This is a genomic window from Halalkalicoccus subterraneus (assembly GCF_003697815.1).
GTDB lineage: Archaea > Halobacteriota > Halobacteria > Halobacteriales > Halalkalicoccaceae > Halalkalicoccus > Halalkalicoccus subterraneus.
In genome coordinates, this window is record NZ_RDQG01000085.1 from 242605 (window position 1) to 269156 (window position 26552).

The following is a 26552-nucleotide window of genomic DNA, read 5'->3' on the forward strand; positions in this document are numbered from 1 at the left end:
CTTGCACCGGATGATGATCGGATCCTTTTGGCCGAGTGTAAGTAGACCACTGACCCGGTATAGGATATGGGTTGTCAAAGCGCTCCAGGCGAAAACGGAGCACGTTCGGTGGGGATCAAACGAGGGGACGAACGCTTCGCGCTCTTTTCGAAGTCCGGGTTCGTTGACGGACTGGTGGATGAACTCGATGATAAGAGGACACTCATCGATATTGATGAACTGGGGACTCTTCTATGAGACGTTTCGAAGGATACTCTCTGATTCGCCTGTGGACTTTGCACTGGAACGCATAGATCGTGAATCCATGTCGATATCGTAGTTGCAAGACTGTCAGGTCGAGCAGGGGTAAGAGTAGTTCACAATCTATGCCGCCGCTCCCGTGTCTAGGACGGTCTCAACAACTTCGAGCCTGCTCCTCAGACGAGGTGGTTAACGAGTGTATTGATTGTCTGCATTTCATCGTCATTGATGGCGTGTCCCAGTCCATCGTAGAGCCGGCTCGTTACCTCACCATCAAGTTGTTCGAACACACGTGCCGTCTCGTGAATACGAGCAGCGGTGACATAGGGATCGTCGCTGCTGCACCCAAGAAAGACCGACGTGCCATCGATAGAGCCGGCGTACTCTTCCCTCACTTCTGGACTGAGCAAACTTCCCGACAGTACCACGAGTCCGCCGTAGTGACGGGGATTTCGGGTAACGAACTCGCTTGCGAGACACCCGCCTTGTGAAAACCCGAGCAAAAGCGTGCGTTCGGGTGGAACGTCAGCGTCAGCGGCCACTTCGAGTGCCTCCGATACACAATCGAGAGCGGACGAGAACCACGGTTCGTTGTCTTTGAACGGTGCATAGCCTGATCGAGGATACCACATGCGTCGGGCGGCCTGCGGAGCGAGATACATCACTCTATGATGATGGAATTCGTCGGCGAGTCGAAGGATGTTCTTCGCGGTTGAACTGCGACCGTGAAGCAGTATGACGACTGCGGCTGCCGCCTCAGGTGGCGCTCCTGCAGTTTCGAGTGGCTGTCCCTGATGGGGATCGTCTCTCGACTCGACCGTAAATGGATCACTCATCTAACTCAGGCAAAGATGGTACGGTGAGCGGTTGGAGCTGGCTCTCGATCATCTCGCGGTCTTCTTCGAGCCACGGTGGAAGGAACAACGACTGGCCGAGCGTATCGAGGTCGGCCTCCGCTGTGAGTCCCCGTTGCTCCGTTGCGAGTTCGAAGAGGATCCCACCGGGTTCCCGGACGTACAACGAATAGAAGAAGTGTCGGTCTGTTACCCGCGAAACATCGTAGCCGCACTCTCGGAAGAGATCATGCCACTCGTAGAGCTGTTTTTCTTCCGGGACACGCATAGCAACGTGGTGGATCGACCCTGCGCCCTCTCGCCCAAAGTCACTGTCATGGTCGAGGAGATCTACGACAGTCGCACGATCGCCCGGTGCCCGATACCGAACGCGGTCACCCTCTTGATCGATGAGTTCGAATCCCAGCGTGTTCAACACGCTCGCGGTAACGAAGACGTTCGTCGAGAGCAGTGTTACACTATGGATGCCGCGAATCGCGTGGTGCGTTGGAATCGGTCCGTTCACCCACGGCTCTACGGCAGACTCGCCGGTGACGAGTTCAAGTTGCGTACCGTCCGGGTCGAAAAATCGAAGGACCGTCTCATCGAACCGTTCGGCCGGTCCCTCAACAGAGATCCCGTGTTCGGTGAGTCGGTCTCGCCAGTAGGACACCGACTTCGGCGGGATTACCAGTGCCGCGGTAGTGATCTGTGGTTTCCCCATTCGGCCGTCGTCCTCTGCAGGATAGGGGAAGAATGTCAAACTCGTGCCGGGTGAGCCGGCTTCGTCGCCGTAGAATAGGTGACGCGTGAATTTCTCGTTGAAGTTTACCGTCTGTGTGACGAGACGTAGACCGAGGACACCCGTGTAGAAGTCGACGTTCTGCTGGGCGTCGCGAACGATGCCTGTGATGTGGTGAATACCGAGCGTATCTGAGAGCATGGTTGGTGAACAGATGAAATACCCTACCGAGGCGAATCATCTTTCGGTTCTGGTGGGGTTGTCGAGTCCGTCTGCACCAGACTATGCCTAGACCACGGAAACACCGCTCGAATGGATATTCGTATGCTCCCCAAACACGTCGCTGATTGAGAACTCACGATCAATCAGAAACGTGCTCGGTTCACCGTCCACGATGTTCGCGATTACGCCGAGAAGGCACCTGCAGGGCTCGTGCTCAATAGTCAGACGATCACAAAGGTGTTAACCGCTGCAGAAGGAACGAAGCCTCATACGCAAACTGTGGCTCGTGTTATGGACTTCCTCAAGAAGATCGGTAAAGACGACGTCAAGCAGACGAAACCTCGCGGCAAGAAACTCATCGTTATCGACGAGGAGGCAGCCGATCGGTATCACGATATCGAGCAAGCCCCCACAGGAAGCGTGATGTCCTAACGATGGGATACAACACAGAGCATAGTCGACGACGACTACTCCGGGTAAGCTCTTCCTTCCTAGTGACAACTCCGAGCAGCCCTACCCTGGTGTAGTAGTAGTGTAGGGTGTAGAACTGAATTTGCTGGTTCTACCTTCGGAAGTATATCACACCACAGTGATTAGTCCGACAAGCCTTGTGCAACATCACATGTCTCTTATCACGTGTTTGTTGCACATGATTCCTCAGTTATTTTCCGTTGTTCCATCATGAGTTGTTCATCCTTCCACAGAGAGTGTTGCTAGACAGATAGTGGGGAAAATTATAGTATAGGGGAATATATTTATTTCTACCCATCGTAGAGCAGCGTATGGCGGACACAAAACTCGATGACCGGGGCCGTCTCACACTCCCAAAGGAGCTTCGAGAACGATACGGTGAGCGCTATCATATCGTTGAACTGCACGACGGAATCAAGCTCGTTCCCCTTGCGGACGATCCGCTCGCAATGCTCCGAGGAGAGTTCGCAGATATCGAACAATCAGCCGACGAACTTCGCAAGGAGGCACGGGACGCAGCACTCAACGAGGCTGGACGCTGAATGTACGCTGAGGTAGATTTCCTCCTCGCCCTTATCAAAGACGACGATTGGCTAGGAGACGCCGCTGAGGAGGTTTATCAGAAGCATCGAAACGATCTGTGGACCTCACAGTTCACACTCATTGAGCTGCTCTTAGTCGCGTATCGCGAGGATCGGGATACCGAGCGAGTTATCGCGAACGCTGCAACCCTCCTGGAGGTACGTGGTGACGTAGACACCGTGGTCGCAGCGGCAACCTACGTTGAAGATCATGGCTTCACGCCCTTTGATGCGCTACATCTCGTCGAGTCTGCAGGCGATACCATTGTTTCTAGTGATAGCACCTATGAGAGGTTTGCACCACGACTTGACCTTCGAGATATCATAGAAGAATGATGCCGGGTAGAGATACATCTGATTGGTTCTCGGGAGGACGACATCGAATATCCAGACAAGCTGACAGAGCCTTGTGCAACCATCTCTTGTCCGAGAACTCATAGCGGCACAAAAGAATTCTTAGTCCGATCCCCACTCATTGATTAGTAATCTGATTATTCAGAAAAAATCGCACTGCATACGATTTGACTGGTCGCTATCGATACTCAATATTCGTGGATGATTCAGTGGTGTCGCCTTCTACCAGTGGCCGTCATGGACACTTTGAGAAAAACGCGCATTTCCAGAGGAGCGCGTTGATCCAAATATTGACCCGTTCAAAATTTATTTTATCCTGTTGGGAAGTTCATTAGAAATGACAGCATCGTGTACGCCCGCGCCCTTAGCGGTGAGAACCACTTAATCGTGGCGACAAGCTTGTACTAACAACTAGTGCCTTGCTACCGATCCAGCAACTTGCGCGGATGGACAATGACATATTGCACTCTGTAGCATGAACCAGGCGTCAACAAAGAGTACGTCAGAAACTCGCCAGTCGAACGATCAACGTACTCACAGACCTGACAAAGGGACGACTCTACGTTAAACAGAAAAATCTCGCAAGGATAGCCTCTCATACAAGCAACGGCGTGTTGTCCTTCCGGACGAATCTGAGACTCCTGGCGAGACGCCGTTCGAAATGGACTCCCTGAAGACAGCTGACGTCAGTGGCGAGTGATGTCCCCGGGTCCTAATTCCCGCGAGAGCGGATCAACCCTCTAACACGACACGACGCCACCCCCCACGAAAGTGGTTATTCATACGGTACGATTACTAGTGGGTATCTTCTTGAACGGCTATTGACGGCTCTAGCCAAAGACCCCCCTGAGAGGTTCCACTCCCGACAACAGTTGTCTCCAGAGAATGAACTCCCTTTTCATGATCCATGGTAACATTTAACCATAAGGAATACTAATCATTGAGAGGTATGTAAGGATGAGCAAATCCTTTCCGCTATCAAGCAATCGTGGTGAGCAATTAGCACCATCTCAAGATGAGGAAGCCGACGATAATCCGCTTAGAGATACGAATTTGCAGTCCTTAGTCTCTTAATTACGGTTACTTTCGTGACTATCCTGCTTCCGGCTTTTGCTCCCGGGGGAGAATCAGTCAGTGTTCTCAATCCCACATGGCTTCTCAGTTTGTTTCTCGGTTGCTGGTTCGCACTGTAGATCTACCTTCAGGTCCTCTGGACGTGGAGCGATAACCGATTAAACCTATTATAACATTCAGACCATTTCCCATAATATACTTCCATATTATAATCAGTTATTATATATCACTGAGTGTATTTGGTATTCTTCTTAAGAATAGAGAATAGATAATTGGATATCACTCTACGAGTAGCTCGTAACAAAATCATCTGTGATCGCGTTGCCAAGCTCATAGAGATGGTGTTCCTTGAGTGGCTCAGAGAGCTGATTGAGGGACCGCTGAGCGATCCATACGTACTCGGTGACACGATCTTGTGCGTAGGCAATGCTCCCAACGGATTTGAGTTCGGAAATGAGTGAGTCATAGGCTTCATCAGTCCCTTCGAGAAGTGCAGGAACATCGACCCCATACTGGTGTGCGTGAATCGTCATAATATTCACCGGCTCTAGGTTTCGACTCGAGATAGTGCCAGCTAGATCTGGTTCTCTAGTGACTTTACGAATATTATGGTAGATATGGAATGCAACACCTATGTGACGGCCATATTCTGCCAATTGGTGAGCAATACACGTATCCTTTCCAGCGAGTATGGCGCCGATATAAGCTGATGAAGCGAACAGAGACCCTGTCTTTAGCCGCAGCATTTTGAGATATGTGGTTTCTGTAGCTGATTCATGGGAATTGAGTGAACAACTGAGCATCTGGCCTTCAAAAACATGCCTACACCCCCTCAGTAGGTTCCGTTGGCAGACGATAAGATCTTCAGCTGGTGCATCCGTCTCAAGGAGTATCTCGAGCGCTTTTGGAAATAGAGCATCTCCTGCTAGAATTGCAATTGATTGATCCTGTTTTGTATCAACCAGTGGCTTTCCTTGACGTCGCTCGCTTTGCTTGATGACGTCATCATGCGCGACAGAGAGTATATAAGATAATTCTACCGCAAGCGCTGCAGGAATAATATCTTCCGTTTTGTCCTTCTCAATTTCAAAAGTATCGGCGACAAGTAAGAGGAGTGTCGCCCGAAGTCGGTATTCCTCAGGTTCAATTGAATACGGAATCGGTTCGGATAGGCTCGCTGGTAACTCATTCGCAAACAAAAAATCTAGTTCGGCAGATATTCGATCAGAATATTCAGTAACTACTGCTTCCAATGACGTGACGTCATTCATACTATTATTTAAAGTTCCGTTCATATATTATGAATATCTATAGGAAGAGAATATTATCAATGTAGAGTTGTTGATCTTCCGATTTTTCCTCGTCACAATTGACATTGTATAGTCTCACGTGTGAGACCTCAATTCGGAATCGAGATATGAGGAGATCGACACACGGGTTATTGCTGTCGCGTCTTCTCGAGTAGTTGTTGCCCGAGTATACATTGTGCCATTAACGATGGCAAGAACATGCTCTGCAATCCGCGTGGCGTCAACATCTCGAAAAGTCCCGTTCTTGATTCCCTGTCTAATTATATTCTCTATAGTAGCCGCGATTTGTTCATCCATCTGTGTAAACTGTTCTTTGAAGGCTTCGTTCGTTACAGCTTGTGAGCGAAGGGCAATCATCACTTCCTGGGTCTGGCGCTGCTCCTCGTTGGGGCGGAGTGGCAAGAGTTTTTCGATGACATGCTCAAGGTCTTCGTCAGGATTATCTCCCGTCTCAGTACTAACTACCGTCTCGAATCGGTCGACAGCAAATTCGAGGAAAGCGACCAAGAGGTCCTCCTTGGAATCATAATGGTAGTAGAGGGCAGCTTTCGATTTCCCGAGTTCATCCGCAATTTGGGAGATCGATAGGCCTGGGTAACCGCGATCTAGAAGAACTTCATAGGTTGCCTGCATGATCTCTTCTTCAGCAGGGTTCCACTTCTCGGCAGGTGAGTCAGTTCCCATTATCAATTCACCTCTGTTTATCAGGTTTGTTTAGTGTATCGTCATCCATATCATCGAATTTGGTTCCACACCATTGGCAGAAGCTAAGCGATGGATCCACCTCCTCTCTACAAACCGGGCACGCCACTTCAGTGTCGGTTTCACTTTCGGTATCTTCAGCTAGTGCTTCGCGTTTATCAATCATTTGTTGTGACATTTGTTGAACTCTCGCGATAATATAAGCATCAATGACACTAGCAACGCCAACAAGAACAAGTGGAAGGACCGAAAGGGGATCGGCGATCGTCCCCCAACTGAGAGCGGACAGTGTTGAATCAGAGACAAATAGAACTGTCGTAACACTTATCACACTAAACCAGCCGAGTGCTCTGAGCCAGCGGCGAAGATATAGGTGCCCAAGTCCAGTGGCAGCGGTAGCTAAGAGAGCAGCTAGCAATGGATTATTTCGGAGCGAAATTTGCACCATACACATACTGAACGTTCGTTAGATATTAAAAAAGCTTCGCTTTAAAACGAGCTGGCTATCTTTACTAAACCTTATGGAGACGTACACTGGGAAGGAAACAAGCAAAATAGTGGTCCAGAAAAATTAATGGTTACCGAACGTTTAGTTACCCTCAAAAATACAAATTAACGCATTATACTAGTAATGACCAGAATCACCTAGATAATAAATCAGCGATCTCCTAACATGGGTACCATCTCTGTCGTTGGATAGTGAACCACCTCTTTATGTGCGGTTATAAACGTATAGCGACGTTACTGGTAATACTTGTTCTACAATAACGGCATATATAAATCACGACAATTACTCCACACAAGCCATCCTGTTCTAGTCACAACTCTGAGTAGCCTCTTCCTGATTTAGTAGTAGGAGCGTGAATAGAAACAGGTTCGTCGGTTCTATCCTCGAAAGCATATCACATCATGGTGTGATCAGCTTGACATCCACTCTACAATGAATCACCACGCCATCTCTTTACTACAAATCAGTATCAAGAACGTCCTCAACACATCACACTCCTTTCTCTAAATGAGAACGCGCCGCTCAAGATACACAGTAAGCTCCGTTCGAACAGCATCCACAGCGATCGCTTCGGTCGTTGCATAGCGCTCTATTGCTCCCACAATTGTCGTCAGTACGTACTCACTAACCTGCTCAACATCGAGTTCCTGCATAACGCCTTGATCAATCCCCTCTTGTAAAATAGATTTTAATTGTTCTTTTAGTGCGGTATCGATATCCACGATTCGGTTTCGGTAGGCCGCATTGGAGACGGCCTGGGCCCGTATTTCAACGTATGCGCCCAATGGGAGAGTCACCTCCTGAGAGTCAGACTCAGTCGACGCAAAGATCTGATCAATGAATTGCTGGAGGTCAGTAACTGGATCCAATTTGGACTCAACCTTGAATCCCTCTTGGATATCTTCCAGAACTCGTTCAAGAAATGCAAGCAGGAGTTCGTCCTTGTTCTCGTAGTGATAGTAGATCGAGGACTTGTTGATATCGGTAAAGTCGGCGATTCGCTGAATTGAGAGTCCAGCATACCCATACTGGTAGAGAGCTTTATACGTCGCCCAAAGGATCTGATCCGGTGTCGTCACCGGATCCCCATCGAACGGAACGAACTGCGCCATAGAGTATGCTCAGTGATACGCCACCTACTACTTTACCCTTCAAGAACGCTTTCTCGTTCAACTCTTCTTTCCACATAAAACTCTATGATCTGTTATCTATTCTAATGAAATTGGCAAGCAGAGCGTTTATTGTCTACCAAACGTTCGTTCGATACATGAGGCTCCACAAACGGATCGTATCCGAAAGAGAGGCGGTCGAACGACACAACAGAGGGGTCACTAATGAGCGTTGAACCAACCAGAGACCAGCAGTTAGACGACGGTCTTGCGGGTGCTATTGATCGAATCCTCGATAAAGGGTTAGTAATCAATGCTGACGTCGTTATTGACGTAGCTGGGACAGAACTGCTCGGCATCAAGATCCGTGCTGCACTAGCTTCGTTCGAGACAGCAGCTGAGTACGGTCTCGAGTTTCCCGCTGGGACAGAAGAAACACGAGCGTTCGCCGAAGCAAAAGCGCGTAACGAAGCATGCCTTCAATGTGGCAAGCGTGTCGAAAAAGAGGTACTTCTAACCGATGAGTGCCCATGGTGTGGGTGGCAGAGTGCTCGGGCAAAGCGCTTGGAGGACGAAGAGAACTCACCGGGTAACTCAGGCTCTCTTGAATCATCGCAGACGGACACACCAGAGATAGTTGCTGAGGGACCAGAAATCGACGATGATCGAGATCGATCTACGGAGGAGTAATGTGAGAAAGACTGGATTCACTACCGTCATCGGATCGAAACGACGGTATAGATCGGACACACCGGTGCCCGAGGCCAATAGCCCATGACAGTGGAAGTAGATGAGGAAGAACTCGAACAGGGATTGTTAGGGCTCATTATGGCCGTTGTCGAGATCCTCAAGGAGGTCATCGATGAACAGGCACTCAATCTGGTCGAAAAAGGTGTTCTCGACGATGAAGCGGCCGAGCAACTTGGACAGTCACTGATGGATCTGGACGAAACCATTCAGCAGATCGAAGACGAACACGATCTCGACGAGACGGCTTCTGAAACCAAAAAGCAGCTCGATCGAACTATCGATGACGTCCTCAACACCGCGCTCAATCCGGACGCATGGGTTGAGGAGATCGCAGAGCAAGAGCAAGCGCAAGGATCTATTGTGGACTCGACTGATACCCAATCAGCTCTCGATACACCGGAGGTCGATAGGGATGAGTGATAGCCTGTACACCTACTGTTTCGCTGATATCGAAGCGGAGATCGAAGATAAGCAATCGTTCGGAAGCGGAGTCGATGATGAACCCGTTTCGGTGCTCCTCGAGCAGGGAATCGGAGCTGTCGTCCACAAGTGTGCGGCTGAAGCATACGATACCGACGAGAGAGAACAGGCAGAGACGTGGATTAAACAGCACAATGAGACCATCGAACGTGTAGCAGCCGAACTCGGGCCTGCCCTTCCAATGACGTTCGATACGATCTTCGAGAGCGAAGATGCCGTACGGCGTTTTCTTGCTGATCACATCGAGCAGATCTCTGAGCGATTGGAAACACTGGCCCAAATGGACGAATACGGAGTCCGTATCTATTGTGAAGAAGAGTTACTGATCGAGGAAGCGGATCAATCCTCTGTAACTGAAGACGCTGGTGGCGCAGCGTTTTTCGAGGAAATGAAACGGGATAAACAGCGCCAACGGGAGATAGCTGAGAACGTGAAAGCCCGTTTCCAGTCCTATTTCCAGCGGATTGATTCAGTTGTTGACAAAATTACTGAAGAAGATCTTGATGACGACCTCGACGAAGAGCGGGGACGGAACGTTCTCACGGTATCCTGTCTCGTCTCCGATCACGAGATACAGGGACTAAAACAGGTACTAGATGAAATCAACGATGAGGATGGCGTCGAAATTGTATTTACAGGCCCCTGGCTTCCCTACTCGTTTGTAGGATCACTAGGACCCACTGCAGCCAATACTAAGGTCACTGAAAATGGAGCCTAAAGACGAATCCGTCGAAGAAGGTGTTGCTGGTCTCTTGAATCGAGCGTTAAACAAAGGGGCAATTCTCAATGCTGATCTCTTGATTACGGTAAATGATATTCCACTCGTGGCCGTACGTCTCCAGGCAGCGATCGCTAATATGGAACTGATGGTCAAATACGGTATCATGACTGATTGGGACCCCGCAGTGCGCCATATTGACGATGAGTATCTTGCTCAGCACGGAAGAGATCCGACTGTCAATGATACTCCTACCGAAGAAGATAGTCACCACAGAGAGCTCGATTCACAGGAATAAGATACCTCTTTTGCGAAACGACTCTGCTGGCTATGCCTTCGCAGGCCTATCATATACTACGAGACATTTCTGTTCCAGATCATGTTCTTGGCTGACCCAACGAGCGCAAATGCAACTAAATCAATAGTGTTCGTAACCGCGAATGGGTCACCGAAGAGTGCTCCGATGAAATCCTGGCTCACGGATTATTGCTTGGAGAGCAGGTCTCTTGAGCGCTCTGTCTCACGGATGTTTCTGATATACCGGAGACGTAGTATTGCGTTCTCGATTAGAATTTCGGTGGGGATACGGTAAATCACCCCCAATCTCGGCTTACATTGTCCTTGGGGTTGTATCCAAAGACGGCTGTAATCTTATGAAACAATCGTGAACCCGATGATGATATCTTCGATCCTCTCGTTTCCGAAGTCGTTCTTTTCATTCATAGTTGGTGCCTCCAACAGCAGGCGTGATCAAGTTGAATACACCAGACCAATTGAACCAGGAACCTCGACACAAACAGATGTTGCTGTATCACAACCCGCAAGATCGTCAATCAATACGATTGCATCATTTGTAACAACGATCGCAAAAGCGAGAGTTTCGTCCGAATCGAAGGCTCTGTGGTCAGAGACTAATGTTTGGTAGCAGTACATGTGAGTCCATGTCTGACTACCACTTAGATGATTCGCAGCCGATTCTTCTTCCTAATCGTTACAGAGAGGCTTATAAACCGTTGCTCTACATCTTGTTGATACGATGAGTGACTATCCTAAAACTGAACAACGTATTAGAGAAGCGGCCTTCCGTGCACTCATTACACATGGCTATGCGGATCTCTCGATCAAAGATATCGGTGATGAGCTCGGCCAAAATCCGTCCCTGATATACCATTACTTCGATAGCAAAGACGAACTTCTCCTCTCGATGCTCGATGTCTTTATCGAGATATTTGTCGGTCAGCGAGCCGAACAGCCGATTACTAACCCGGAAGCGGAGCTACAACGGTTTATCGAGCAGATTCTCCATCCACAATCGGAGCAGGTCGAACAGGTCATGTTTTCTCCTCCATCAGACATACAAAAGGGGACCTCGCGGGTGTTCGTCGAACTGTGGGCACACGCAACGTGGGACGACGAGTTCCGGGCAGAAACGACACGGGTGGAGAACCGGCTCAGGGAAACTGTCACGCAGATACTCCGTGCGGGCATCGAACGCGAACGGTTCCGGCCAGTGGAGCCGGAGCTGACGGCGGATCACCTTCTCTTCCTGCTCAAGCAGACGATCCATACTCGTACGACGACGAATCGGGACGGCATTACCGAACGTGGTCGGACGATCCTTGATGGCGTGGTAGACGACATTTCCATCGAGAGTTAGACTCAGGCTGCTGCTATCGTTTCGATGGTCACTTTGCGTTTCGGTGCCTGTTACTGTGCTGCTAGCCAATACCAAAAGGCCTATATTTAATTAATATGTCTAGTCATCTAGATCAGTCGTTGGAGTGGGTCAGTCACCGGAATCCATTCGAGACCACGAGGGGCAGCTCTCGCCGTTCGGATGGACGCTGAGATGCGTCAGGAAGATCCCGTTCATTACGACGGGAAACATGGGACGTGTTTCGATATGAGGACGTAAACTACGTTCTCAAAGATCACGACGCGTTTACGGCTAATCGCACCCTGGAAGACAACGCCTCAAATGGCGGGAGTGGTGATATGCCGATGTTACAATCGATGATCACGACGGACCCGCCAGAACATAATCGCCTTCGAGGATTTATTGACGAACGATTCCAGCCGGGAGCGATACGGGAGTATCAGCTCCAAGTAGAGAAAGTAACAGCAAAATTGCTGGATGACCTTGATAACAAGCAGCAATTCGATTTCGTTAACGAGTTTGCGATTCCGGTTCCGGTCATCGTTATCGCTGAACTACTGGGAATCCCCGCTGATCGCCGCGAGCAGTTCAAGGAGTGGTCGGATGCACTCGTTTCGCGGCCCGAAGACGATACACAAGAAGAGATACAACGGGTCCAGCAGGGACAGCAACAGGCCCAACAGAAGATGGAGAGGTACTTTGCAAAATTACTGGAAGAGCGCCAGGGGGGCGACGGCGACGACCTCGTTACGCTTGCAGCGAACGCAGAGGACCTATCCAGAGGAGAAAGGGTTAGGTTCTGTATCCTCCTCCTTCTCGCAGGCAATATTACGACGACAAACCTCCTCACCAATACGATCTGGTCACTTGAGGAAGCGGGGATCACAAACGACGTTCGGACAGGGACAGTCAATCGCGAACAAGCTATCGAAGCAGCACTCCGATATCGATCCCCGATCCAGTCGCTAAAACGAATCGCGACAGAGGACGTCAAGCTGAACGACCAGCATATCCAGACCGGAGATGTTCTGACACTCTGTTTGGGTGCTCATCTCGCACGGATGGAAGCAGACGTAGCTTTGGGGCAATTGCTTGAACGCTTCGACCGGCTGGACGCGGATCTATCGGATCTCCAGCCGTTGAGTAGTCTCTATAGTCTCGAATCGCTTCCCTGTGACGTGCGTATAGATGCTCATCCCGAAGGATAGCACCGATATTACCAGTTGTTCTGTTCACGTATTGATGTAGTGGAACTCGGTCATCGAACGAGAGGCGACCGATCAATCGGCCGTCTGATCGCTATCAATTGGTAGTATGGCCAGTACTCTCGTCTTCTCTGTTTGGCTGACGCCTCGTCCAGTACCAGCTATACGCTGCCGACAACAGCAGTCACGTGCTCAACTGAACAACGACCGTAGTCACCGCTCGAGATACCCAACGCAATGTCCGCGATTTGTGTGGCCAAAGCGGGAGGACGATCGTGATCTGAGTAGCGCTAGCTACGTGGATGAAACGTCATTGGGAGCCGATCGAATCCGTAGCTGGTCGCCAGTTCGACGGATTCAGAAGGACCCTCGTCGACTTCAAGTCGTTCGACGTGATCCGTGACGGCGTCGAGGATGACGTCCCCCTCTAATTTCGCCAGCGGGGCCCCGAGACAGTAGTGGGGCCCGAATCCGAACGCGATGTGACGATTCGGTGTTCGAGTAGGATAGAATTCCTCAGGATCATCGAAGACGGCTGGATCCCGATTGGCAGACCCGATCCAGGAGACGACCCGTTCACCTTTAGGGATCTCCGTTCCATTGAGTTCGACCACTTCGGTAGTTCGCCGCCCGGAGATCGACTGCACCGGTCCTCGATATCGGAGGACCTCGTTGAACATCATCTGCCAGTCGAGCTCTCCGTCACGAAGCCGCTCGTACTCCCCGGTCTCTTCGAGGGTCCACAGGGCGTTTCCGACGGCGTGTGTCGTCGTGGAGTGGCCGGCAAGAAAGAGGAAGACACAGAACGCCCGCTGTTCAGATGGGGAGAGAGTCGGTTCGCCAACCGACTCCGAGCCCGCGATGACTGAGATCAGGTCGCTTTCCGGATTCCGGCGACGGTCCTCCAAGAGACCGCTAAAATATTCGTACATCTTCCCAATCCCTTCCATGATGGCATCGCGTCCACTTTCATCACTGATCATCGTACTTGACCATTGCCTGACTAGGTCCCAGTCGTCTTCAGGAACGCCGAGGAGCCGGGAAATGGTCGAGATGGTCACCGGGGCGGTCAACTCGCTGATAGCGTCGATTTCATTTCCGTCTTCGAGTGCCTGATCAAGGCGATCGTCGACAATCGATCGAATTGACGGGCGAAGACCCCTGAGGTTTCCAGGTCGAAAGTACTCCTCGACAACGCCTCGAAGCCGATCGTGCTCTGGCGGATCCTCGTCAATAAGGAGAGTACCCAGATTTCCGTTCGGATCGAAATCTGACGCACCCGTTGAGGTGAACGTCTCGTAATCGGAGAGAGTCCGCTTGACATCCTCGTAGCGAAAGAGATCCCAACATTCACGACGCTCATCATAGCGCACGGGTTTGGTCTCGCGCATCGTCTCGTACCACGGAAACGGGTCCATCAGACGTTCTTCTACGGTAAGTTCGTCTGGCGGTCGAATATCGGGTCCGGGATCTTGCTGGCCCACGTTAATTGATCAATTAATTAAGAATGTAGGTCTTTCGGTTAGCCGTGCTCCAGTTGATTCGTCGGTCAGAACAATCGATATTCTCTATAATCGGCCCGGTGTTTAACCGCACGACGCGGAACTAACACGACATTCTGACCGAAGAAGGCAACGAGGTTCACCGAATTCGGGAGGGTTTGGCGTCGTTCGTTCGACCCATTCGGTCCCTGCTCAATCAGCCGCCTGACCGCCGTCAACGGGCAGCGTGTGGCCCGTCATGTAGGATGCGTCGAATGAACAGAGGAACGCGACCACACCGGCCATCTCTTTGGGCTCGGCGATTCGGTCCATCGGCACGTCTCGCATGGCGGACGTATCGTAGTCGGCTCCGATCGTTTGGATTGCCATTCGAACTAGTTCGACTGCCATTCCAATTCGGTCCAGTAGAGTTATCGACGACTTACCGGACCCACCTAGCAGACCTGATTGGATATTCGTCTTCGTGGGACCCGGAGCGATCGCGTTGATTCGAATGTCACGACTAGCGTACTCAAGAGCGGCTGATTTCGTCAGACCGACGACGCCATGTTTGCTAGCCGAATAGCTGGAGAGCCCACCCATCCCCACTAAGCCAGCCTCGGAGGCCGTGTTGACGATCGCGCCACCGCCCTGTCTCTCCATGATAGAGAGCTCGGCCTTCATGCAAGTCCAAATGCCTTTCAGGTTGATAGCGATGATCCGTTCCCACTCTTCGTCCGTGATATCGGCAACCCCTGAAAAGCCCGTGAGGATTCCTGCATTGTTATGCGCAAAATCAAGGCTTCCATAAGTGTCAACCGCAACGTCGATCATCCGCTCGACTGATTTAAGATCAGAGACATCAATCTCAGCGAACGTTGCACTACCGCTGGCATCCTCGATCAGATCAACTGTCTCACGGCCAGCCGCCGCATCGATGTCCGCGACGACGACGTTCGCCCCTTCCTCGGCAAAGCGTCGTGCCGATGCACGCCCAATTCCTGATGCGGCTCCCGTTACGACAGCCGTCTTCCCATCTAGTCCATTCATGAATAGCTCCGGTCGTTAATTAATTATTCAATTGATAAGAGTTTCTATACACTTAGAATAGAGAATCGTATTCCAGGGGTGCTGTCTGAAACGTGCGGCTAAGGTCATCTCGCTGCTGTTGCAGCGTGGATTTCGCACGTGCGACGTAGGGGTTCGCTGACCAGCTACGGGCGTCGCTCATTTCGTCCAAGAAATCCTCGACGATCTCCACGGTGAGCACATCGTTTCGAGCAAGCGCCCTGAGCACGATCAGTGTCATTACGAGGTGTGTATCCACCAGCGATGCATGGACCAACGCTAATCGGTTGAACTCGTCACAAAGCACATGGACTGCATCTATCTTATTCGCCAATGTGTGACTGCTGCGCTCTCTTCACTGTCAAGTGGGAACGCCTCGCCAAGTCCGACACTATGAACGTCGAACGCAGCCTGTCAATCAAGGATAGCCTATGCCGCTTTCCTCGAGGCATCGTTGTAGGAGGGCGTCTCGGTGAGTTCGTCGATGACCTGCTCGTGGAGAACAAGGTCGTGGGAATTAAGTAGTAGATCGGGTGGATTCAGTATGGTATCCGCGACGGTCTCTAAACTAACGAGGGTGCCCTGTCTCACTTGTCTAAGAGTCCCAATGTCTGCACTGAGGGGATATTCCAACCATACGTAGCTGCGGCCAGCCGAGTTCCGACAGTTACTGCCGCACACACTATGGCAGCGGTACTGTCGGTTGCTCCAATACTTTCGATGATCCAGTACGCACTTCCGCCGAATACTGCACACGTCGCGTAGAAATCCTCAAAGAGGATGAACGGAGACCGGTCAAGAAGAATATCTGCAATTGCCCCGCCACCTGCTGCATTGATCGTCGCAATAGCAACGACACCAAAGGCTGAGACACCTGCTCCGGTCGCAACAATCGCACCTGTCGTAGCGAAGGCAGCAAGTCCAATAGCGTCAGCGAAAAGTGTCAGTGGATGACTATCTGGTGACCGCAGAACAGCACTCACTGCGATCGCTAAGCTGACACCAAGGAGTCCCAGACCGATCTCGACCGGTGATTGGAGCGCTAAGGGGATACGATTCACAAGGAGATCCCGTGTCACTCCCCCGGCAAACGCCATTGCTAGCCCGACGACAGCAATACCAAACAGATCGAACTCTTCCCGAATCGCCTTGGCCGATCCAACCAGCGCAAATGCAACTAAACCGATTGTGTTCATAACCGCAAATGGGTCACCGAAGAGTACTCCAATGAGATCCTGGCTCACTAATCGTTGCTTGTAGAGCAGGTCTCTTGAACGCTCTGTCTCAGAGATAGCCAGTATAGTAGAGGCATAGCCTCAAGCCCTCAATTAAGATTCCGGCGAGGGATGCAATGCTGCTGTCCGTGATTGGCCGACAGAATTCCGAGAAAGCAACTACTCCGGACCATGGAGAAGGGGATTGTTGCTGTGTTGAGTCGGTCAATGTCCTTGGCAACATCAAACGAGGAAGTTACGAAATGGGAGCAGTATCCTTTTAAATATGTAAACAGAGGATTTGTCTCCGAAATACCGATTACAGCCAGGATTATTCTGTTGCTCTAAAGACTATCTAGCGCTGGTATTGAACGGTATGGAGCGTGTGACAGCCTCCAGTAGATCAGAGTCCCCGATAGCCAAAAGTACGTGCCAATCATAGTGAGGTACACTGAGCAGTGAAAATCTACCTGAGAAGGCGCCGCAGTCGAGAGGTGGTAGTAACGATATCTTTCATATCGTTTCTATTCCTATGAAGGATTAAACAGCAAACGTCTTTAGATCTGGCTAGTTTGAGTATAAACTATCAATGAGCGCGTATCTTGATCCAGTACAATACCAGAGGTACAATCGTACCTGGACCGTCATTAAACCGGAACTGTACTGGCTCGCAGGTATCGAATAATGTCGGCGTCCCCCACTATCCTTGATTCATCAAGCGTTCTACTTGTCGGGACAAGTGAATGGCTCTTGGAGTTTGAAACAGCTCTTCGGATGCGGACTGGTACAGCTGTACAGAGGGTTCAAACCACAGTAGCAGCACTCAACGCCTTCCAGAATCAGTCTATCGACTGTCTTGTCAGTGAGTACTGGCTGGATGAGACAACCGGACTTGAGCTGCTTAACGAAATTCGCAACGAAACTTCCACATTCCCCGTAATTATTGGGACTACAGCCGGAAGTGAGACTATCGCTAGTGAAGCCATCGGGGCAGGGGTTACTGATTACGTCGCACAAACGGAATCGACTGAACAGATGATCGAGAGGCTATTAGATCGAACCGAGCAGGCGGTTCGGTCCGCTCAACGAACGGTTACCCAGCGCGAGCGCGCCAGACAGTTCGACACCATCTTCAATGATTCACGGACGGCAACGTGGGTCCTCAGCCCGAATGGGTCACTTACCCGAGTAAACCAGACAGCACGAGATATGATCGACGCAGACATCGACACAGTCGTCGGCGAGCCATTCTGGACGCTTCCATGGTGGACGCAACCGGGCGCGACGAACACGGATGTTCACCACCTCGTGAAGAAAGCCCTTGACGGGGCGTTTGGGAAAGCAGTTGTCCCACAGCCATCATACGTCAATAATCCACACGTCATCAATCTCTCTGTCCGCCCGGTTGAGAACGAGCGCGGCGACCTCGTCTCGATCGTCGTTGAGGGTGTTGACATCACTGAGCGTGTCGACCTCGAACGCAATCTCCGACAATCGGAAGAACTCCACCGTGTCACGCTCAACAATATGACTGATACCGTCCTTATTACGGACGAGAACGGCGAATATACCTATATCTGTCCTAACGTACACTTCATCTTTGGATACACAGTTGCGGAAATTGAGGGGCTTGGACCAATCACTGATCTTCTCGGCGAGGATCTTTTCGACCGTGCTGAACTTGCGGACGCTGGCGTTCTCAAGAATATCGAAACCACAGCGACGGATAAAGCTGGACGTGAGCACACGCTCTTAGTCAACGTACGTGAGGTTTCGATTCAAGACGGCACGCTCCTCTTTAGCTGTCGGGATATCACGAAACGCAAGCAGCGCGAAGAGGCACTCGCAACGCTCCACGAAACGGCCCGCGATTTCCTGTATGCTGAGACTCACCAAGAAATTGCCCAGCATGTCATCGACGACACACCGAGTGTTCTCGACCTCGATGCAAGTGCGGTCTATCTCTTTGATGCCAGTACCAACGACCTCCGCCCCGCAGCATATTCGACGTCAATGACGGAGCTGAACGGCCCGCTTCCAACAGTTCATGCGGACGGCGATACACTCCCAAGTTACAGTTTTGTCGAGGATGAGGTGCTGTTCTTCGATGATGTTCACGACGCAGACCGGCTCGAAAACCGTGCTACCGGCCTCCGAACTGCGACCTATATCCCGCTCGGCAATCACGGCGTGTTTATCGCAGGTTCGAACCAAATCGGATTCTTCGACGATGTGACGCGAGAACTGGCCGACCTGCTCGCGGCAACCGCCGAGGCAGCCCTCGACCGCGTCACGCGAGAATCACGACTCCGTGAGCAAGATCGAACACTGCAAGAACAAAACGAGCAACTGACTGCCCTGAATCGCATCAACGAAACGATCCGAGAGATTGATCACGCCCTCGTACAAGCGGAAACACGCGAGGAAATCGATTATACAGTCTGTGAATTGTTGACCGCCGACGATCGGTTCCAGTTCGCCTGGATCGGTACAGTTGATCCGATAACCGAGACCCTTACGCCACGGGCATGGGCCGGCACTGAACAGGGATACCTCGATAGCCGATCGTTCGCTGTCCAGGAATCGGATACGGAGCCAGCCGGGAAAACTGCGGCCAGTGACGATGTAACACTGGTAACAAACGTCGCCGCCGGTCTCCGCGAGGAATCGTGGCGAAAGAAGGCACTCGCTCGCGACTATCTCTCCGTGTTGAGCATTCCGCTTATGTACAACGACGTCTCCCACGGTGTTTTGACAGTGTATGCATCGACCCAGAACGCGTTCGACGATACGGCGACGGCTGTCCTGGCTGAATTCGGCGAAACCATCGCGTCTGCCCTCAGTGCGATCGAGCGAAAGAATGCATTGCTCACGACGTCGATGACTCGCGTTGAATTTGCCATCGACGACTCGACGTTTGTCCTTTCACGACTTGCGAAGGATGCAGCGTGCAGTCTCTCGTATCAAGGCGGTGTTCAGCAATCCACTGAGGGGAGTTACGTGTTTGTCACGGTCGAAGACGCGTCTCTGGAGGCTGTCGCTGAAGCTGCATCACAGCTGGCCGCAATCGACGACGTACAGCAGATCAGTGCAAATGATACAGGTGGCGTCCTCCGGTTGCGGCTCACACAGCCGTTTCTCGCCTTAGAGTTAGCCGATCACGGTGCTGTCTTCCAAGAGGCGACGGCTGATCCGACTACTACAACGCTTGTTATCGATATCCCAGATAGTATTGATAGCAGAACGATCACACAACTCGTCCATGAATCGTTCTCCACTGTCGAACTCCGTTCGAAGCAGACGCTTGATCAGTCGATAGAACACAACCTCTACTCGACGTTCCTCGAGAAGGTGACTGAGCGACAACTCGAAGTAATTCAGACAGCATACTATAGCGGGTTCTTCGAGTCACCGCGCGAGAGTACGGGTGAGGAGGTTGCAGAGACGCTCGGAATCTCTCCGCCTGCATTCTACAAGCATGCTCGCACCGTCCAGCGGAAATTGTTTGCAACGCTGTTCGAGGAGAACAATCTCTCTATTGTGGATTCCGTTGGCTAAGTTAGATAACTAGCTGGTTCTTTCAATAGAGGTTTGATAATCAACCACTGAATATTCCCTAATACACTCATTACGTCTTTACAGAGTGCCCTGGATCCCCTGGCGGCACTCGTGAGTTCCCCATGAGAGATATCGACTCCGAACCAAACGAAGAAACGCTATATGAGTGCTTCCAGTGTGGCAGCATTATCAGCGCAAAAACCAGCCCGGGACACTGTCCTGACTGTAATGGCCCACTGCGAAACCGACAAATGCCGTTCGAATAATCATGGCATCCCAAACTAATACGACTCACAACGAGTCAGACGGAGCGACAACAGAATCAATCGAGTCAGAATCGACACTCGAAACGGCTCGCCGGCAGCTGTATCATGCTGCGAATCATCTCGATATTGATGCTAGTGTCGTCAAGCGACTCAAGCATCCAAAGAAAGTTCACGAAGTAACGGTCCCCATCAAACGAGACGACGGAACAGTCGAGGTATTCACGGGCTATCGAGCGCAACATGACAGCGTCAGGGGTCCGTTTAAGGGCGGACTTCGATACCATCCCGATGTGACCAGAGACGAATGTGTCGGCCTCGGTATGTGGATGACCTGGAAATGCGCCGTCATGGACCTCCCGTTTGGAGGTGCGAAGGGGGGCATCGCCGTCAACCCAAAGGAACTGAGTCCAGCGGAAAAAGAGCGGCTCACCCGTCGATTCGCACAAGAGCTTCAGGACGTTATCGGCCCTAACCAAGATATTCCAGCCCCAGACATGGGAACCGATCCTGAGACAATGGCATGGTTGATGGACGCATATTCGATGCAGAAAGGCGAAACGACACCGGGTGTCGTTACTGGCAAACCGCCAGTTGTCGGTGGCAGTAAAGGTCGAGAAGAAGCCCCCGGACGGAGTGTCGCGATCATTACGCAGTTGGTTTGTGAGTACTACAACCGCCAACTCGAGGAGACGACGGTTGCGGTCCAAGGCTATGGAAGTGTCGGAGCGAATGCTGCTCGGCTACTCGATGACTGGGATATGACCGTTGTTGCGATCAGTGACGTGAACGGTGCAATGTACGAACCAGAGGGGATTGATACGGCGTCTATTCCGTCACATAATGAGGAGCCAGAAGCAGTCACAAAGTACGCTGACACCGTTATTTCGAATGACGAATTGCTCACGCTTGACGTTGACGTGCTCATTCCCGCAGCCTTAGGAAACGTAATCACGAAGGAGAACGCAGGGTCGATCGTCGCAGATTTCATCATCGAAGGCGCGAACGGACCGACGACTTCGGCAGCTGATTCAATCCTCGCACAGCGAGACATCGCGGTAATTCCGGATATTCTCGCCAATGCTGGTGGTGTCACGGTAAGTTACTTCGAGTGGCTCCAAGATATCAATCGACGGTCATGGTCACACGAACGAGTAAACAACGAACTCGAAGCAGAAATGCAAGCTGCTTGGTATGCCGTCCAAACAGAGTTCGAAAATCGGGACGTCATCTGGCGTGATGCAGCTTATATCGTCGCATTGTCCCGGATCGCAGAAGCGCACGAAACTCGAGGACTCTGGCCGTAATTCGATACCACCCGTCTGGCTTGCGGCGCGACATCTTTCGTCGTCACGTAATCAAGACTCCTATCGTAGAGAGCAGCTGCTTAGAATCTCTGTTTACTCACCTAGTTTCGGATTCGAAACTACTGGTAAGATAACTCCTTGGAAATAGTTGGCGTCGGTGGTGAGTGATATCTTTGGACGCTAATCCCCACGAGAGCCGGTCAGACCACTAACAGAAGCAGAGCCAGCTCCCGCGCAGGCGATTGTTCAAACGGTACGGTTACTAGCGGGTATATCCTTGAACGGCTATTGACGGCTCTAGCCAGAAACCCCCTGAGAGATTCTACCTCCGACAACGGCTGTCAGTGGACTAGTCCTGTTACAGACCGTCTGCGAGCAAATACTCAATGAATCGGAAGCCATTCACAAACGTGACTGAATCACCATATCCCTCACTGGCCAGGATGGTCTCGGCTCCTTCACCAGCGGCACGATCCGTTGTGTAGATGTAGACCACAGTCGCTGTGCCTGTATTGAGATGCTGGGCCGCGAGCGCAGCGAGGGCAGCGTCAGCCCGCTCAACCTCATCCGCTGGCCGGTCGTCGGCGTTCGCGATGTATCGCTGGATGCCATCCATCACTCGAGAAACGATGAGCTGAGAGAACTCAAGTGGCGCCGCGACTGTCGTCCAGCCCTCTTCAATTGTGGTATCGACGGGCGGTATCTGGAAATCAGACTCGTCGGTGGCAAGTTCGTCAGACACCCGTTCAGGGAGGACGAAACGAATGTCATTGCGGCGGGCAAACCGTTTGACGGCTTGGTACCGACTGTTCGATGGCTGGCCCATGGCGACAAACAGGCCAGTATCAGCGATATGCAGACGGCTCACGCGTCGTCAGTTGTGTCAGGGCCATCGACACTGATTGTATCAAGCGACGCCCCTGTCTCCTCAATCTCGTCGTAGTCGTAGACGACGGGGCGAAGCGCTTGGAGGATGATTTCCGCAGCCAATGGCGAGATATCGAGATCCTGCGCCATCAGGCGATGGGTCGTCTCGCCCTGTTCTCGCGGACGCCGTACTGTCGGGTCCGACGAACCGGGGGCGGTGCCACGCGGCCGTTACTCCTATCCCGCGTGGGACTCGGAGTTACGTGGTTGTTTTCTGTCGGCCTGCGGTCCCGAGGGCTGACGGTTTGATGAGGCAAACACCGAGTCAACTGCCAGTTTTCGAAGTGTCGAGACGCGTCGGGATACCAGCACGTCGACACCCAAGAGTACGTCCGTTGGGCACCTACTCCTTGCGATTCAGGCGTTTAACCGGGTGATGACGACGATTCATCCACGCCGTTTACGACGTGGTATTCTCGCCTGCGTTATCTATAACCGCTTTTTCTCTGTGTAGCTGTGAGTGCTTGACCCCAGCCTTGTGCAACAACAGCTAATTCTCATTCATTGTTGCACAAGGCATCTTGCGTACAAACTGCTTTTTATACTTCAATATTATCTAATGTGCATCAATTATTTGGTGGTTGAGTGTATAGAAGAGGTAATGAGTTGGACAGACCAACCCGCCGCTGATCGTGTCCAGTGGGTCGCTGAGTCACTAAACGAACCCCAGACCGCACACTGGGTAGCTGACGAGGCAGATGTCTCGCCAGCAACTGCTCGAAAGTATCTCGAAAAGCTTGCTGATGAGCGTCAGCTGAGACGAATTGAGAATGGAGAACGAACGCTTTACTCGCCAGATCATGTTACACAGTATCTCAAGGAGGTGCGAGAGGTCTATGAGAACCATTCTGCGGATGAGTTAGCGCAGTCTCTCAACGAGATTCGTACCCAAATAGAGTCCTGGGAGACAACGTACGACGTTACAACTCCGAATGCACTCCGGGCTACGATCGCTACTGTCGATCACGGAGAAGCCGAACAGCGTCGTGATATCGCAATCGAATGGGACCACGTCGAAACGCGTCTCGATATCATTGAAGATGCTCTGAAGCTCTATGACCGATTTCCAGATAATCGACAAGTAGTAGCATAGCTGTAGTATATGCCTCCAAGTCCTAACTATCACGGGAACGTCTATTCGTCTCTCAAGGACGTCCTCCAACGAGTTCCTCAAATCGACAGTGACCGCGTCTACTATCGGCCTTCGAGTGCGGACAAGCGCTATCTTGAGGCCTACGTACGTCCTGACCGGCTTGATTCACTGATCGGAGCCGAGGACCCGACAATCACGGTCAAGTGGACACAGCATCCGTCTCCAGATGAATTTCGGATTGACTACGCCGATCCAAATATCCAGTTTCACTGTGGCTGGCATCAGGATGATGATCATCCAGAATATGGAGAGATGCATTTCCAGTATGATCATCCGGGGCTCGATAAGCTAGTGTACCAGGCGGCCACTGTCGAGGCTATTACGCCGCCTCGAATCCTGTGGGACATACTCGACCGGCTTTTCGTCAATATCATTCCCTCAGTTGCAGCACCCCTATACCGGTAACTGACCCTATTTGCGTATCTCAAGACTATAGGACCATCAGTTCGAGAGAGCTTCCTACAGACATATTGAAACGAATGGACATCGATCAGTGAGCCGACTTTCACGACATAGAGAATGTCAAGGGAAGGCTCGAGTGTATTGGACAACGATTCTCAGAGCCAAAAAAGCAAGAGAGGTCCGCTGGATAGACAATCGACGAGCCAGGAATCCCAACACTCACACAGCGGTTTCCTGAGTTGTCCACACGAAGGAAAGGTGAAGAGAGAGCGAGAAGCACCTCACGCAGCAGTTTTCTTGAGTTAACCTCAAGAGACGAATTCCCATTTCATCTCGAGTGTACGGTACTACTCACGGGCGGCTCGCGAGGGTCCCGTCGATTCATCTATACCGTCTCTGCTGGATCTGATGAGAGCGATTCGAGGGATGGCATCGGTTCAATTGGTGGGCGAAGATCCCAGGGGTGCATTTCGATCGAGAGCTCTTGAGTTTCGAATGCGACTTTGTAGAGGACCTCACATCCACATGTACACCGTCCAGGGTCATTGTCGAGGACGATGGCGTGTTCGCCGTGCAGGTTGAAGTCGGGATCGAGTTCGTCGGGAATGTCGATTCGGACACGATCGCCGAGTTTGAGGGTCATCACGCTCTGTGGGCCCGTCTTCTGATATAAACTCTCGGTAGCTCTTCCGTCTCTTGTGATATTCTATATGGTCTTCTTCTGGGTAGCATTCAATAGCAGTAGAACACATATTACTGGGTAACGGTATCATCACTGATTTGCCGTCTTAGACCTTCTGTGTACAAATTAATGAATTACTGGATCATAAGGCATTTATTTACTACCAATCGAGTAAATCTTGATGCGAGTTCGAAACCACCCTCTCACCCACAGAGAAGTACAAGAATGATGTGGCAAGATTTCATCTTCATGATCGGCAGCAGCCTCTCTATTGTATTCCTTGCACCAACACTTCGGGATACGGCTGCACAAGTCCCAATTGCAACGAGCGCTCCCTCGATGATTATCGGTGGCGTCTACGCGTTTACGTTTGCAACACTCGGCATGACCTTCTCCGCTGCAGGAGCACTCGCAACCTGTGTTATGTGGACGCTGATCGGCTTCTTCCGAGCTCCGAAATCACCGTACAACCAATCGCACGCAGTTGGCAGTATTAGTGAACGAATTGATCTTTTCTGTACCGATGCGTATCTCTGGTACGACCACAAGCGCCATCAGAATTCTGTTCAGGTTGATTCGTACGTTTCAGCCGATACAGCACCGTCGTTCACCTCTCAATCGGATTAATTTCCTTTACTTTGTCGACGCCACTGTGTTGGATCTATCATCAGTCAGCGAATTAGAAAGAGATTGACTGTGCTACAGCAAGCGCACTAATTGCACTCCAAGATCGTCGTTCAGGTACGGGGATAACAATAGGATCGTGATATCTTCTCTCACCTTTATTAATCTACACACACAACTGTGTATTGGAATGGCGACCAAAACGATCTCGCTTGACGAGGAAGCCTACGAACGTCTCAAAGCCCGCAAACGGGAAGGGGAATCCTTCTCGGAGGTCGTCAAACGAATCGCAGGCGAACAGTCTTGGGCCGAGATCGCAGGCATCCTCTCTGAGGACGAGGCGGACGACCTCGAAGCAATCATCGAGGATGGACGGGAACGCTCCCGCAACCGCCGTAACCGCCTCGCTGACGACCTTCGAGGCGAGGAATGATTGAGGACACCTCGTTCATCATCGACATCCTTCACGACGACTCTGATGCCGTACGATTTCTCGACATTATCGAGTCCGAACAGCGACCAGAACGCCTTGCCAGCATTACCGTACTCGAACTGTACGAGGCCGTACCGCAGTTAGATATTCCGGAAGAGCGCCGCCAGAAGATACTCGCTGTCCTCGACTCTCGTCACGCCATCCCCGGTGACACGAAGGTAATGCGAAAGGCCGGGAAACTCTCAGGCGAACTTATCACATCCGGACAAGAGGTTGACCGTGAAGACTGCATCATCGCCGCTACTGCTCTTCTCCACGACGAGCCCATTGTCACCCGGAATGTTGACCACTTCGAACGCATCGATGGTCTCGACGTACGAACATACTGATCTTCATTATCGGGAATAGGATGAGAGTAGTAATCGCTATGGATCGCGATTGCTAATTATCATCACCCACTCCGCCAGTGAGTTTGTCGGTCCGT

30 protein-coding genes and 2 pseudogenes are annotated in these 26552 nt (G+C 51.3%); 18 read left to right on the plus strand and 14 right to left on the minus strand.

Annotated features, from left to right (window positions below; genetic code table 11):
• The first annotated feature begins 108 nt into the window (after nt 1-108).
• Nucleotides 109-237 (plus strand): hypothetical protein, encoded by a 129-nt coding sequence (locus EAO80_RS20695; protein WP_281273061.1) that lies wholly within the window; start codon nt 109-111, stop codon nt 235-237.
• Between the two features lie 179 nt (nt 238-416).
• Here the strand turns inward: EAO80_RS20695 and EAO80_RS18440 are convergent, their stop codons facing one another.
• Nucleotides 417-1076, minus strand: coding sequence for an alpha/beta hydrolase (locus tag EAO80_RS18440; protein WP_122091281.1), 660 nt, complete (start codon nt 1074-1076; stop codon nt 417-419).
• Nucleotides 1069-2016, minus strand: a complete 948-nt coding sequence (locus EAO80_RS18445; RefSeq protein WP_122091282.1) for a VOC family protein — start codon at nt 2014-2016, stop codon at nt 1069-1071. Before EAO80_RS18445 ends, EAO80_RS18440 begins: the two co-directional genes overlap by 8 nt.
• 312 nt (nt 2017-2328) lie before the next feature.
• On the opposite strand from EAO80_RS18445, the gene EAO80_RS20530 reads away from it, so the two are divergent.
• The 3 genes from EAO80_RS20530 to EAO80_RS18460 all read left to right on the plus strand — a co-directional run bounded on the left by EAO80_RS20530 (nt 2329) and on the right by EAO80_RS18460 (nt 3425).
• Complete coding sequence (locus tag EAO80_RS20530) at nt 2329-2469, plus strand: hypothetical protein (protein ID WP_245998721.1); 141 nt, start codon at nt 2329-2331, stop codon at nt 2467-2469.
• A 350-nt stretch (nt 2470-2819) separates the two neighbouring features.
• Nucleotides 2820-3050, plus strand: coding sequence for an AbrB/MazE/SpoVT family DNA-binding domain-containing protein (locus tag EAO80_RS18455; protein WP_122091283.1), 231 nt, complete (start codon nt 2820-2822; stop codon nt 3048-3050).
• A complete protein-coding gene (locus EAO80_RS18460) occupies nt 3051-3425 on the plus strand; it encodes a PIN domain-containing protein (RefSeq protein WP_122091284.1) in 375 nt (124 codons plus the stop codon).
• Between the two features lie 1376 nt (nt 3426-4801).
• Here the strand turns inward: EAO80_RS18460 and EAO80_RS18465 are convergent.
• From EAO80_RS18465 to EAO80_RS18480, 4 genes are all read right to left on the minus strand, one after another.
• Nucleotides 4802-5788, minus strand: a complete 987-nt coding sequence (locus EAO80_RS18465; protein ID WP_162994084.1) for a polyprenyl synthetase family protein — start codon at nt 5786-5788, stop codon at nt 4802-4804.
• 114 nt (nt 5789-5902) lie between these two features.
• Complete coding sequence (locus EAO80_RS18470; protein WP_122091331.1) at nt 5903-6511, minus strand: TetR/AcrR family transcriptional regulator; 609 nt, start codon at nt 6509-6511, stop codon at nt 5903-5905.
• 7 nt (nt 6512-6518) lie between these two features.
• Nucleotides 6519-6977, minus strand: a complete 459-nt coding sequence (locus tag EAO80_RS18475; protein ID WP_122091286.1) for a zinc ribbon domain-containing protein — start codon at nt 6975-6977, stop codon at nt 6519-6521.
• Between the two features lie 563 nt (nt 6978-7540).
• Complete coding sequence (locus EAO80_RS18480) at nt 7541-8149, minus strand: TetR/AcrR family transcriptional regulator (protein ID WP_122091287.1); 609 nt, start codon at nt 8147-8149, stop codon at nt 7541-7543.
• Between the two features lie 222 nt (nt 8150-8371).
• Here EAO80_RS18480 and EAO80_RS18485 point away from each other — a divergent pair, with 222 nt between their 5' ends.
• The 4 genes from EAO80_RS18485 (at nt 8372) to gvpJ (ending at nt 10392) form a co-directional block, all read left to right on the plus strand.
• On the plus strand, nt 8372-8836 hold the full coding sequence (locus tag EAO80_RS18485) for a gas vesicle protein (protein WP_122091288.1): 465 nt from the start codon (nt 8372-8374) through the stop codon (nt 8834-8836).
• Between the two features lie 84 nt (nt 8837-8920).
• A complete protein-coding gene (gene gvpK, locus EAO80_RS18490; RefSeq protein ID WP_122091289.1) occupies nt 8921-9316 on the plus strand; it encodes a gas vesicle protein GvpK in 396 nt (131 codons plus the stop codon).
• Nucleotides 9309-10094 carry a gas vesicle protein GvpL gene (gvpL, locus tag EAO80_RS18495; RefSeq protein WP_122091290.1) on the plus strand — a complete coding sequence of 262 codons (786 nt, stop codon included), beginning with the start codon at nt 9309-9311 and terminating at the stop codon, nt 10092-10094. The genes gvpK and gvpL overlap by 8 nt, the downstream gene beginning before the upstream one ends.
• Complete coding sequence (gvpJ, locus tag EAO80_RS18500) at nt 10084-10392, plus strand: gas vesicle protein GvpJ (RefSeq protein ID WP_122091291.1); 309 nt, start codon at nt 10084-10086, stop codon at nt 10390-10392. Before gvpL ends, gvpJ begins: the two co-directional genes overlap by 11 nt.
• Before the next feature lie 86 nt (nt 10393-10478).
• Here the strand turns inward: gvpJ and EAO80_RS20930 are convergent.
• Nucleotides 10479-10574: pseudogene (locus tag EAO80_RS20930) on the minus strand (trimeric intracellular cation channel family protein); the annotation flags it as partial.
• A 556-nt stretch (nt 10575-11130) separates the two neighbouring features.
• Between EAO80_RS20930 and EAO80_RS18510 the strand changes: the two are divergent.
• On the plus strand, nt 11131-11751 hold the full coding sequence (locus EAO80_RS18510; protein ID WP_122091292.1) for a TetR/AcrR family transcriptional regulator: 621 nt from the start codon (nt 11131-11133) through the stop codon (nt 11749-11751).
• 356 nt (nt 11752-12107) lie between these two features.
• Nucleotides 12108-12959, plus strand: a complete 852-nt coding sequence (locus EAO80_RS18515; RefSeq protein ID WP_245998722.1) for a cytochrome P450 family protein — start codon at nt 12108-12110, stop codon at nt 12957-12959.
• A 287-nt stretch (nt 12960-13246) separates the two neighbouring features.
• Here EAO80_RS18515 and EAO80_RS18520 read toward each other — a convergent pair whose 3' ends face one another.
• The 4 genes from EAO80_RS18520 to EAO80_RS18535 form a co-directional block, all read right to left on the minus strand.
• A complete protein-coding gene (locus tag EAO80_RS18520) occupies nt 13247-14374 on the minus strand; it encodes a cytochrome P450 (protein ID WP_122091293.1) in 1128 nt (375 codons plus the stop codon).
• Nucleotides 14375-14650: 276 nt separating this feature from the next.
• Nucleotides 14651-15487, minus strand: a complete 837-nt coding sequence (locus EAO80_RS18525; RefSeq protein WP_122091294.1) for an SDR family NAD(P)-dependent oxidoreductase — start codon at nt 15485-15487, stop codon at nt 14651-14653.
• Nucleotides 15488-15539: 52 nt separating this feature from the next.
• On the minus strand, nt 15540-15746 hold the full coding sequence (locus EAO80_RS20130; RefSeq protein ID WP_211330770.1) for a hypothetical protein: 207 nt from the start codon (nt 15744-15746) through the stop codon (nt 15540-15542).
• A 346-nt stretch (nt 15747-16092) separates the two neighbouring features.
• Nucleotides 16093-16749 (minus strand): trimeric intracellular cation channel family protein, encoded by a 657-nt coding sequence (locus EAO80_RS18535; RefSeq protein ID WP_122091295.1) that lies wholly within the window; start codon nt 16747-16749, stop codon nt 16093-16095.
• 654 nt (nt 16750-17403) lie between these two features.
• Here EAO80_RS18535 and EAO80_RS18540 point away from each other — a divergent pair.
• The 3 genes from EAO80_RS18540 (at nt 17404) to gdhB (ending at nt 21847) form a co-directional block, all read left to right on the plus strand.
• Nucleotides 17404-20277, plus strand: coding sequence for a bacterio-opsin activator domain-containing protein (locus EAO80_RS18540; protein WP_122091296.1), 2874 nt, complete (start codon nt 17404-17406; stop codon nt 20275-20277).
• A gap of 122 nt (nt 20278-20399) precedes the next feature.
• Nucleotides 20400-20543: a rubrerythrin-like domain-containing protein gene (locus EAO80_RS18545; protein WP_122091297.1), complete on the plus strand. Its 144-nt coding sequence runs from the start codon at nt 20400-20402 to the stop codon at nt 20541-20543.
• 2 nt (nt 20544-20545) lie between these two features.
• On the plus strand, nt 20546-21847 hold the full coding sequence (gene gdhB, locus EAO80_RS18550; protein ID WP_122091298.1) for a glutamate dehydrogenase GdhB: 1302 nt from the start codon (nt 20546-20548) through the stop codon (nt 21845-21847).
• Nucleotides 21848-22205: 358 nt separating this feature from the next.
• Here the strand turns inward: gdhB and EAO80_RS18555 are convergent, their stop codons facing one another.
• Nucleotides 22206-22715, minus strand: coding sequence for a hypothetical protein (locus EAO80_RS18555; protein WP_122091299.1), 510 nt, complete (start codon nt 22713-22715; stop codon nt 22206-22208).
• Nucleotides 22712-22894 (minus strand): annotated as a pseudogene (locus EAO80_RS18560) (DUF7437 domain-containing protein); the annotation flags it as partial. The gene EAO80_RS18555 and the pseudogene EAO80_RS18560, both read right to left, overlap by 4 nt.
• Before the next feature lie 481 nt (nt 22895-23375).
• Between EAO80_RS18560 and EAO80_RS18565 the strand changes: the two are divergent.
• Together EAO80_RS18565 and EAO80_RS19955 are read left to right on the plus strand one after the other, a co-directional pair.
• A complete protein-coding gene (locus EAO80_RS18565) occupies nt 23376-23867 on the plus strand; it encodes a DUF7342 family protein (RefSeq protein WP_122091332.1) in 492 nt (163 codons plus the stop codon).
• Nucleotides 23868-23876: 9 nt separating this feature from the next.
• Nucleotides 23877-24332: a hypothetical protein gene (locus EAO80_RS19955; protein WP_162994085.1), complete on the plus strand. Its 456-nt coding sequence runs from the start codon at nt 23877-23879 to the stop codon at nt 24330-24332.
• Between the two features lie 382 nt (nt 24333-24714).
• On the opposite strand, the gene EAO80_RS18570 is transcribed toward EAO80_RS19955, so the two are convergent.
• On the minus strand, nt 24715-24972 hold the full coding sequence (locus tag EAO80_RS18570; protein WP_122091300.1) for a hypothetical protein: 258 nt from the start codon (nt 24970-24972) through the stop codon (nt 24715-24717).
• Nucleotides 24973-25236: 264 nt separating this feature from the next.
• Here EAO80_RS18570 and EAO80_RS18575 point away from each other — a divergent pair, with 264 nt between their 5' ends.
• The 3 genes from EAO80_RS18575 (at nt 25237) to EAO80_RS18585 (ending at nt 26457) form a co-directional block, all read left to right on the plus strand.
• On the plus strand, nt 25237-25638 hold the full coding sequence (locus EAO80_RS18575; protein WP_122091301.1) for a hypothetical protein: 402 nt from the start codon (nt 25237-25239) through the stop codon (nt 25636-25638).
• Nucleotides 25639-25825: 187 nt separating this feature from the next.
• On the plus strand, nt 25826-26068 hold the full coding sequence (locus tag EAO80_RS18580; RefSeq protein WP_122091302.1) for an antitoxin VapB family protein: 243 nt from the start codon (nt 25826-25828) through the stop codon (nt 26066-26068).
• Nucleotides 26065-26457, plus strand: a complete 393-nt coding sequence (locus EAO80_RS18585; RefSeq protein ID WP_122091303.1) for a PIN domain-containing protein — start codon at nt 26065-26067, stop codon at nt 26455-26457. The genes EAO80_RS18580 and EAO80_RS18585 overlap by 4 nt, the downstream gene beginning before the upstream one ends.
• Nucleotides 26458-26552: the final 95 nt, after the last annotated feature.

Excerpts from the sequence above, each read along its gene's own strand:
- EAO80_RS18480 (WP_122091287.1), bottom strand. The coding sequence starts at position 8,149 with ATGGCGCAGTTCGTTCCGTTCGATGGGGATCCGGTGACGACACCGGAT.
- EAO80_RS18440 (WP_122091281.1), bottom strand. The coding sequence starts at position 1,076 with ATGAGTGATCCATTTACGGTCGAGTCGAGAGACGATCCCCATCAGGGA.
- EAO80_RS18470 (WP_122091331.1), bottom strand. The coding sequence starts at position 6,511 with ATGGGAACTGACTCACCTGCCGAGAAGTGGAACCCTGCTGAAGAAGAG.
- EAO80_RS18465 (WP_162994084.1), bottom strand. The coding sequence starts at position 5,788 with ATGAATGACGTCACGTCATTGGAAGCAGTAGTTACTGAATATTCTGAT.
- EAO80_RS18570 (WP_122091300.1), bottom strand. The coding sequence starts at position 24,972 with ATGACCCTCAAACTCGGCGATCGTGTCCGAATCGACATTCCCGACGAA.
- EAO80_RS18540 (WP_122091296.1), top strand. The coding sequence starts at position 17,404 with ATGTCGGCGTCCCCCACTATCCTTGATTCATCAAGCGTTCTACTTGTC.
- EAO80_RS20130 (WP_211330770.1), bottom strand. The coding sequence starts at position 15,746 with ATGACACTGATCGTGCTCAGGGCGCTTGCTCGAAACGATGTGCTCACC.
- gvpK (WP_122091289.1), top strand. The coding sequence starts at position 8,921 with ATGACAGTGGAAGTAGATGAGGAAGAACTCGAACAGGGATTGTTAGGG.
- EAO80_RS18580 (WP_122091302.1), top strand. The coding sequence starts at position 25,826 with ATGGCGACCAAAACGATCTCGCTTGACGAGGAAGCCTACGAACGTCTC.
- EAO80_RS18445 (WP_122091282.1), bottom strand. The coding sequence starts at position 2,016 with ATGCTCTCAGATACGCTCGGTATTCACCACATCACAGGCATCGTTCGC.
- EAO80_RS18545 (WP_122091297.1), top strand. The coding sequence starts at position 20,400 with ATGAGAGATATCGACTCCGAACCAAACGAAGAAACGCTATATGAGTGC.
- EAO80_RS18515 (WP_245998722.1), top strand. The coding sequence starts at position 12,108 with ATGATCACGACGGACCCGCCAGAACATAATCGCCTTCGAGGATTTATT.
- gvpJ (WP_122091291.1), top strand. The coding sequence starts at position 10,084 with ATGGAGCCTAAAGACGAATCCGTCGAAGAAGGTGTTGCTGGTCTCTTG.
- EAO80_RS19955 (WP_162994085.1), top strand. The coding sequence starts at position 23,877 with ATGCCTCCAAGTCCTAACTATCACGGGAACGTCTATTCGTCTCTCAAG.
- EAO80_RS18575 (WP_122091301.1), top strand. The coding sequence starts at position 25,237 with ATGATGTGGCAAGATTTCATCTTCATGATCGGCAGCAGCCTCTCTATT.
- EAO80_RS18510 (WP_122091292.1), top strand. The coding sequence starts at position 11,131 with ATGAGTGACTATCCTAAAACTGAACAACGTATTAGAGAAGCGGCCTTC.
- EAO80_RS18520 (WP_122091293.1), bottom strand. The coding sequence starts at position 14,374 with ATGGACCCGTTTCCGTGGTACGAGACGATGCGCGAGACCAAACCCGTG.
- gvpL (WP_122091290.1), top strand. The coding sequence starts at position 9,309 with ATGAGTGATAGCCTGTACACCTACTGTTTCGCTGATATCGAAGCGGAG.
- gdhB (WP_122091298.1), top strand. The coding sequence starts at position 20,546 with ATGGCATCCCAAACTAATACGACTCACAACGAGTCAGACGGAGCGACA.
- EAO80_RS18455 (WP_122091283.1), top strand. The coding sequence starts at position 2,820 with ATGGCGGACACAAAACTCGATGACCGGGGCCGTCTCACACTCCCAAAG.
- EAO80_RS18565 (WP_122091332.1), top strand. The coding sequence starts at position 23,376 with ATGAGTTGGACAGACCAACCCGCCGCTGATCGTGTCCAGTGGGTCGCT.
- EAO80_RS18475 (WP_122091286.1), bottom strand. The coding sequence starts at position 6,977 with ATGGTGCAAATTTCGCTCCGAAATAATCCATTGCTAGCTGCTCTCTTA.
- EAO80_RS20530 (WP_245998721.1), top strand. The coding sequence starts at position 2,329 with ATGGACTTCCTCAAGAAGATCGGTAAAGACGACGTCAAGCAGACGAAA.
- EAO80_RS18525 (WP_122091294.1), bottom strand. The coding sequence starts at position 15,487 with ATGAATGGACTAGATGGGAAGACGGCTGTCGTAACGGGAGCCGCATCA.
- EAO80_RS18585 (WP_122091303.1), top strand. The coding sequence starts at position 26,065 with ATGATTGAGGACACCTCGTTCATCATCGACATCCTTCACGACGACTCT.
- EAO80_RS18460 (WP_122091284.1), top strand. The coding sequence starts at position 3,051 with ATGTACGCTGAGGTAGATTTCCTCCTCGCCCTTATCAAAGACGACGAT.
- EAO80_RS18485 (WP_122091288.1), top strand. The coding sequence starts at position 8,372 with ATGAGCGTTGAACCAACCAGAGACCAGCAGTTAGACGACGGTCTTGCG.